The organism is Hymenobacter sp. (genome assembly GCF_035709525.1).
Lineage (GTDB): Bacteria > Bacteroidota > Bacteroidia > Cytophagales > Hymenobacteraceae > Hymenobacter.
On the sequence record NZ_DASTEP010000107.1, the window covers coordinates 21,939 to 29,088 of the forward strand.

4 protein-coding genes are annotated in these 7,150 nt (G+C 62.1%); all 4 read left to right on the forward strand.

Annotated features, from left to right (window positions below; genetic code table 11):
* Window positions 1–26 precede the first annotated feature (26 nt).
* The 4 genes from VFO93_RS08920 (at window position 27) to VFO93_RS08935 (ending at window position 7,015) form a co-directional block, all read left to right on the forward strand.
* The gene (locus VFO93_RS08920) at window positions 27–1,532 is read left to right on the forward strand and encodes a xylulokinase (protein WP_325134015.1); all 1,506 of its coding nucleotides are present in this window, start codon (window positions 27–29) and stop codon (window positions 1,530–1,532) included.
* A gap of 99 nt (window positions 1,533–1,631) precedes the next feature.
* Entirely contained in the window at window positions 1,632–2,948 is a 1,317-nt protein-coding gene (gene xylA, locus VFO93_RS08925; RefSeq protein ID WP_325134016.1) for a xylose isomerase, read from the forward strand.
* Window positions 2,949–3,255: 307 nt separating this feature from the next.
* Window positions 3,256–4,371, forward strand: coding sequence for an endo-1,4-beta-xylanase (locus tag VFO93_RS08930; RefSeq protein ID WP_325134017.1), 1,116 nt, complete (start codon window positions 3,256–3,258; stop codon window positions 4,369–4,371).
* A 37-nt stretch (window positions 4,372–4,408) separates the two neighbouring features.
* Window positions 4,409–7,015 (forward strand): glycosyl hydrolase 115 family protein, encoded by a 2,607-nt coding sequence (locus VFO93_RS08935; protein WP_325134018.1) that lies wholly within the window; start codon window positions 4,409–4,411, stop codon window positions 7,013–7,015.
* Window positions 7,016–7,150: the final 135 nt, after the last annotated feature.

Sequence of the window (7,150 nt, forward strand, 5' to 3'; positions counted from 1 at the left end):
TAGTCAGTCGCTAACGGCTTATAAAAATGAAATATTTACTCGGCTACGACATCGGTAGCTCTTCCATCAAGGCCTCGCTGCTCGACGTGAATACCGGCCGCTGCGTGGCTGCTGCCACCACGCCCACTACCGAAATGGGCATGGACGTGCCCCAGGCTGGCTGGGCCGAGCAGCGCCCCGAGCGCTGGTGGCAGGAAATCATCAACGCCACCCAGAAGCTGCAAAACGGCTACGGCTTCGAGGGCGGCCAAGTAGCGGCCATCGGCATCACCTACCAGATGCACGGGCTGGTGCTGGTGGACAAGGCCGGGCACGTGCTGCGCCCCGCCATTATCTGGTGCGACAGCCGGGCCGTAGAGCTGGGCAACCAGGCATTTCGGGACCTAGGCGAGGATTTTTGCCTCGATAATTTCCTGAACTCGCCGGGCAACTTCACGGCCTCGAAGCTAAAATGGGTGCGCGAAAACGAGCCCGAGATTTATGCCCAAATTCACAAAATCCAGCTACCCGGCGACTACATCGCCTTCAAGTTGACCGGCGAGCTGCAAACCACCGTGTCGGGCTTGTCGGAGGGCGTGTTCTGGAATTTCAAGAAGCAGGCCATTGCCCAGGAATTGCTCGACTACTACGGCATCAGCGCCGAGCTGCTGCCTGAAGTGGTAGATACGTTCGCCATTCAGGGCCGCCTCACGGCCGAGGCCGCGCAAACCCTAGGGCTGGCGGCGGGCACGCCCATCAGCTACCGCGCCGGCGACCAGCCTAATAATGCTTTTTCGCTCAACGTCTTGAACGCGGGCGAAGTGGCGGCTACGGCCGGCACCAGCGGCGTGGTCTATGGCATCAACGAAACGCTGTCGGCCGATTCCCGCTCGCGGGTCAATTCGTTTGTGCACGTCAACAGCACCCTAGAGCGGCCCAAAAACGGTGTGCTCATGTGCCTCAACGGTACTGGCATCTTGAACAGCTGGCTGCGCCGGCTAGTGGGCGACCTGCCCTACGAGCAGCTCAACCAGCTGGCGGCGCAGGCCCCGGTGGGCGCGGCGGGCCTCAGCTTTTTGCCGTTTGGCAACGGCGCCGAGCGCATTCTTGAAAATCGTCCGTCGGCAGCCAGCCTGCACGGCGTACAGTTCAACATCCACGGCCGCGAGCACGTGGTTCGGGCTGCGCAGGAGGGCATCGTGTATGCCCTCAACTACGGCATGGACATCATGCGCAGCTCGGGCGTGCAGGTGCAGCGCGTGCGCGCCGGCCACGCCAATATGTTCCTCTCGCCGGTGTTCCGCGAGGCGTTCGTGAACGCGGGCAATTTGACTTTGGAGCTCTACAACACCGACGCCGCGCAGGGCGCGGCGCGCGGCGCGGGCATTGGGGCGGGCGTGTACGCCAGCCCGAAGGAGGCCTTCGGTGGGCTGGAGCTGATAAGCACTACCGAGCCCACGCCGGCGCTGCGCGAGCAGTACCAAGCGGCCTATTCGGACTGGCTGACGCTGCTGGACCGGGAGCTGCGGCCAGCGGAGTTGCTGCTGGCCTAGGGCAACAAACCGACTGTCCTTGCTGCGCTGCGCTCGCAAGGACAGCATTTAAGAAATCCTCTCAACTTACTACCTCAATTTCTCCACTTTCCATTCAACATGGCAACCTCAGAATATTTCAAGGGCATCGACAAGATTAAATACGAAGGTCGCGATTCGGACAACCACTTGGCGTTTAAGTGGTACGATGAAAACCGTGTGGTAGCTGGCAAGACCATGAAGGACCACCTGCGCTTCGCCACGGCCTACTGGCACACCTTCGTGGGCACCGGCGGCGACCCGTTCGGCCCCGGCACCAAAGACTTTGCCTGGGATGCCAAAGGCGACATCGTGGGCCGCGCTAAGGACAAAGCCGACGCGGCGTTTGAGTTTATCACCAAGCTCGGCACGCCCTACTACTGCTTCCACGATGTAGACCTCGTAGACGAAGGCTCGTCGCTGAGCGAGTACGAGCGCAACCTGAGCACGGTGGTAGACTACCTCAAGCAGCACCAGCAGGAAAGCGGTGTGAAGCTGCTGTGGGGCACGGCCAACGTATTCTCGAACCCGCGCTACATGAACGGCGCCAGCACCAACCCCGATTTCTCGGTGGTGGCCTACGCCGGCACGCAGGTGAAAAACTCCATCGACGCCACCATCGCGCTGGGCGGCGAGGGCTACACCTTCTGGGGTGGCCGCGAGGGCTACATGACCCTGCTCAACACGAACATGAAGCGCGAGCAAGCGCACCTAGGTCGCTTCCTGAGCATCGCCCGCGACTATGCTCGCAAGCAGGGCTTTACCGGCAAGTTCTTCATCGAACCCAAGCCGGCCGAGCCCACCAAGCACCAGTACGACTTCGACGCTGCTACCGTAATCGGCTTCCTCAAGGAGCACGGCCTGGAGAATGACTTCATGCTGAACCTAGAGGTGAACCACGCCACGCTGGCCGGCCACACCTTCCAGCACGAGCTGCAAGTAGCCGCCGACGCCAACCTGCTCGGCAGCATCGACGCCAACCGCGGCGACTACCAGAACGGCTGGGACACCGACCAGTTCCCCAACAACCTGAACGAGCTGACCGAGTCGATGCTCATCATCCTGGAGCACGGCGGCATCGCGCCGGGCGGCATCAACTTCGACGCCAAAACCCGCCGCAACTCGACCGACCTGGAGGACATCTTCATCGCCCACATCGCTGGTATGGACACCTTCGCCCGCGCGCTGGTTACGGCCGATGCCATCCTGACCAAGTCGCCCTACAAGCAGTTCCGCCAGGAGCGCTACGCTTCGTTTGACTCGGGTGCCGGCGCTGAGTTTGCCAAGGGCAACCTGACGCTGGAAGACCTGCGCAAAATCGCGCACGAAACCGGCGAGCCCACGCCCCGCAGCGGCAAGCAGGAGTGGCTGGAAAGCATTATCAACCAGTACATCTAGGCATGCTAGAAGACTAGTTAAAACGGAGCTGGCCAGCTGAGGATTGGTGCGAACGATGAGTCGGCTGGCCGGGGAAGTTTTTGCTTTCAGGAAGTACGCAAAAAGCGCTTGCCATAGTGGGCGAAGCGCAGCAATCGCATCAGGACGAGCTGAATAGGTGCGATGGCTGCGCTTTGCCCGCCATGTTGAGCGCTTTTTGATGTTACGCAAATGCTGCCGGCTTCGCGCAACACTACCAGTTGGCGCGAACGCAGCACAAGAATGCCGCAGGCGCCGGTTTGCGTCGGCTTTTTATCTAATTACCTTTATGAAAGCCAATAATTTGCGTTGGTGCCTGGCCCTGGCCGGGCTAGGGCTGGGGTTTGGGCCAAAAGCGGACTCCTCCTTGAAGGAGGCTTACAAGAAGGATTTCTACGTGGGGGCTGCCCTCAATAACCGCCAGGTTAGCGGCCGCGACGATAAATCCCTGGCCCTCATCAAGCAGCAGTTCAACACCATCAGCCCCGAAAACCTGCTGAAGTGGGAGGCCGTGCACCCGCAGCCCGATACCTACAACTTCAAGCCCGCCGACGACTACGTGGCCTTTGGGCAGGCCAACAAGATGTTCACCATCGGCCACACGCTCATGTGGCACCAGCAAACGCCCAAGTGGGTGTTTGAGGACACCGACGGCAAGCCCGCCAGCCGCGAGCTAGTGCTCAAGCGCCTGGAAGACCACATCAACGCCGTGGTGGGCCGCTACAAGGGTAAAATCGCGGGTTGGGACGTGCTCAACGAAGCCATTGACGACCAGCAAGGCGACCTGCGCAAAACCAAGTGGCTGGAGCTCATCGGCGAGGATTTTGCCGCCAAGGCGTTTGAATACGCCCACAAGGCCGACCCCAAGGCCGAGCTTTACTACAACGACTACAGCCTGTATCGCCCCGAAAAGCGCGAGGGCGTGATTAAGCTGGTGAAAAGCCTGCAAGCCAAGGGCATCAAGGTAACGGCCATTGGGATGCAGGGGCACTACGGCCTTACCAAACCAAGTATCGACCAGGTGGAAGCCAGCATTGTGGCCTTCGCGAAGCTGGGCGTGCACGTCAATTTCACGGAGCTCGACATCGATGTGCTGCCGAACCCCAGCCGCCGCCAGGGCGCCGACATTGCCGAAACCTTTGGGGCCGACGCCAAATACAACGTGTACACCACCGGCCTGCCCGACTCGGTGCAGCAGAAGCTCACCAAGCGCTACGCCGACCTGTTTGCGCTGTTTCATAAACACCGCGACGTGATTGACCGGGTGACGCTCTGGGGTGTGACCGACGCTGACTCGTGGCTGAATAACTGGCCTATTCGGGGCCGCACCAGCTACCCGCTGCTGTTCGACCGCAATTTCCAGCCCAAGCCCGCTTTTCGGGCCGTGGTGCAGGCCGCCCGGTAGCGGCGTCACCAACCTTCTTTTCCTGCTAGCAATTCCCATGCGTCTTATTCTCTCCCGCCTTTCCCTCGCCCTACTGCTCCTGTCGCCCGCCCTGGCCGACGCACAGCAAACGCCCGCGCCGCTTAGCGAGCACTACATCTCGGCTAAGAAGGCAACCGGCAGCTTCCCGCTCGTGGCCGGCGGCAAGGCCGCCGCGCTCTACGCCAGCGAAAGCGATTGGCCCGGCGTGCTGCGCACCATGCGCGACGTACAGGCCGACATCAAGCGTGTGACCGGCCGCGAGCCGCAGCTGCTTACCGACGCGCCCGCCGCCACTCAGGAGCCGGTGGTGCTGGTAGGCACCCTAGGGCATAGCCCCTTGATTGACAAGCTAGTGCAAAGCGGAAAGCTCGACGTGAGCAACCTGGCCGGCCGCTGGGAAACCTTCGTGGTGCAGGCCATCGACAACCCTATGCCAGGGGTAGCTAAGGCACTGGTGGTGGCGGGCAGCGACAAGCGCGGCACCATCTACGGCCTCTACGACCTGTCGGAGCAGATGGGCGTGTCGCCCTGGTACTGGTGGGCCGATGTGCCGACCAAGCCGCAAAAGAACCTTTACGTGGCCGCCGGCCGCCATACGCTGGGTGCGCCGCAGGTGAAGTACCGCGGCATTTTCCTCAACGATGAAGCGCCCGCGCTCAGTGGCTGGGCTAAGGAGAAGTTTGGCGGCATCAACTCGAAGATGTACGAGCACGTCTTTGAGCTAATCCTGCGCTTGAAAGGCAATTACCTGTGGCCCGCCATGTGGGGCAACGCCTTTAACGACGACGACAAGCGCAGCCCCGAGCTGGCCGACACCTACGGCATCGTGATGGGCACCTCGCACCACGAGCCCATGCAGCGCGCCCAGCAGGAGTGGAAGCGCTACGGCAAAGGCGCCTGGAACTACCAGACCAACGCGCCCGTGCTGCAAGAGTTTTGGCGGCAGGGCATTAAGAACATGGGCACGCACGAAAGCATCGTGACCATCGGCATGCGCGGCGACGGCGACGAGCCCATGAGCGAGGGCAGCAACATCAAGCTGCTCGAAAAAATAGTGGCCGACCAGCGCCAGATTCTGACCGAAGAAACCCGCAAGCCCGCCGACCAGACCCCGCAGGTGTGGGCGCTCTACAAGGAGGTGCAGGACTACTACGACAAGGGTATGCGCGTGCCCGACGACGTGACCCTGCTGCTCTGCGACGACAACTGGGGCAACCTCCGCAAGCTGCCCAAGCTCGGCGACGCGCCGCGCAAGGGCGGCTACGGCATCTACTACCACTTCGATTACGTGGGCGGACCTAGGAACTACAAGTGGCTGAACACGAATCCGCTGCCGCGCATCTGGGAGCAGATGCACCTGGCCCACGAGTACGGCGCCAACCAGATTTGGGTGGTGAACGTGGGCGACCTCAAGCCGATGGAGCTGCCCATCAGCTTCTTCCTCAACTACGCTTGGAACCCCGACGCCCTGCCCGCCGATGGCGTGGCCGCCTACACCCAGCGCTGGGCCGAGCAGCAGTTTGGCCCCAAGCACGCAGCCGACATTGCCGACATTCTGGCCAAATACGCCAAGTACAACGCCCGCCGCAAGCCCGAGCTGCTCGACGCGAATACGTATAACCTGCGCACCGAGTGGCCCACGGTGGTAGCCGAGTACAACCAGCTGCTAAGCCGCGCCGAGGCCATCGGCCAGAAGCTGCCCGCCGCCGACCGCGACGCCTACTTCGAGCTGGTGCTGCACCCGGTGCAGGCCTGCGCCAACCTCAACGAGCTGTATTACACCGTAGCCCAAAACCGCGAAGCCGCTAAAACCAACCAACCCAACACCAACGCGCTGGCCGAAAAAGCCAAGGCCCTGTATGCCAAAGACGCAGAAATTAAGCAGCGCTACCACGCCTTGGCCGGCGGCAAGTGGAACCACATGATGGACCAAACGCACATCGGCTACACCTACTGGCAGCAGCCCAACGCCGACAAAATGCCCGAAGTAGTGACGCTGCCCGCGGACGCTACGGCCACGGCCCCTGCGCCCCAACCCGCCACGCCCGAGGCTGCCTACGTGTCGCTCAATGCCGAAAACTACACCCAGGCCGTGAATGCGGGCACTATTACCTGGCAGCGCCTGCCCGACCTGGGGCGCACGGCGGGGGCCGTCACGGCCTTTCCGGTTACCGCCGCGCCCACGGCCGCGCCGGGCGGCAATAGCGCGCACTTGGAGTACCGCATCAACCTGCCCCAGGCCGGGCCGGTGATGGTGAGCGCCTACCTGGCACCGACCCTGGACTTTACCAACAGTACCGGCCTGCGCTACGCGGTATCTATCGACGAGGAAGCGCCGCAGCTTATCAACCTGCACACCGGCCTCAACCCCGATAATGGTAACCGGCCCTGGGAGCGGGCGGTGGCGGAGAACATTATCCTGAAAACTTCGCAGCACAACGTGGCCGCCGCTGGCGCGCACGTGCTCAAGTTTTGGCGCGTAGACCCCGGCGTGGTGCTCGAAAAACTGGTAGTGAGCGCGGGCCCGCTGCCCGCCACCTACCTCGGGCCACCCGCTGGCGCGGCGGGTGCTAAGGGCAAAGGGCAAAACCAAGCTGTGCCCGGCAGCCTAGGTAGTCGCTAGGAGCGGCTGCTAACTGCGACTAAAAAGGCCGGCCCGCTGCTCTATTCGGAGTAGCGGGCCGGCCTTTTTGAATCAGGAAAAGGCAGTTGAGCGGGGGCTAATAACCAGGGTTCTGGGGTAGCTTCCAGCTCTGGG

Excerpts from the sequence above, each read along its gene's own strand:
- VFO93_RS08930 (WP_325134017.1), top strand. The coding sequence starts at position 3,256 with ATGAAAGCCAATAATTTGCGTTGGTGCCTGGCCCTGGCCGGGCTAGGG.
- VFO93_RS08920 (WP_325134015.1), top strand. The coding sequence starts at position 27 with ATGAAATATTTACTCGGCTACGACATCGGTAGCTCTTCCATCAAGGCC.
- VFO93_RS08935 (WP_325134018.1), top strand. The coding sequence starts at position 4,409 with ATGCGTCTTATTCTCTCCCGCCTTTCCCTCGCCCTACTGCTCCTGTCG.
- xylA (WP_325134016.1), top strand. The coding sequence starts at position 1,632 with ATGGCAACCTCAGAATATTTCAAGGGCATCGACAAGATTAAATACGAA.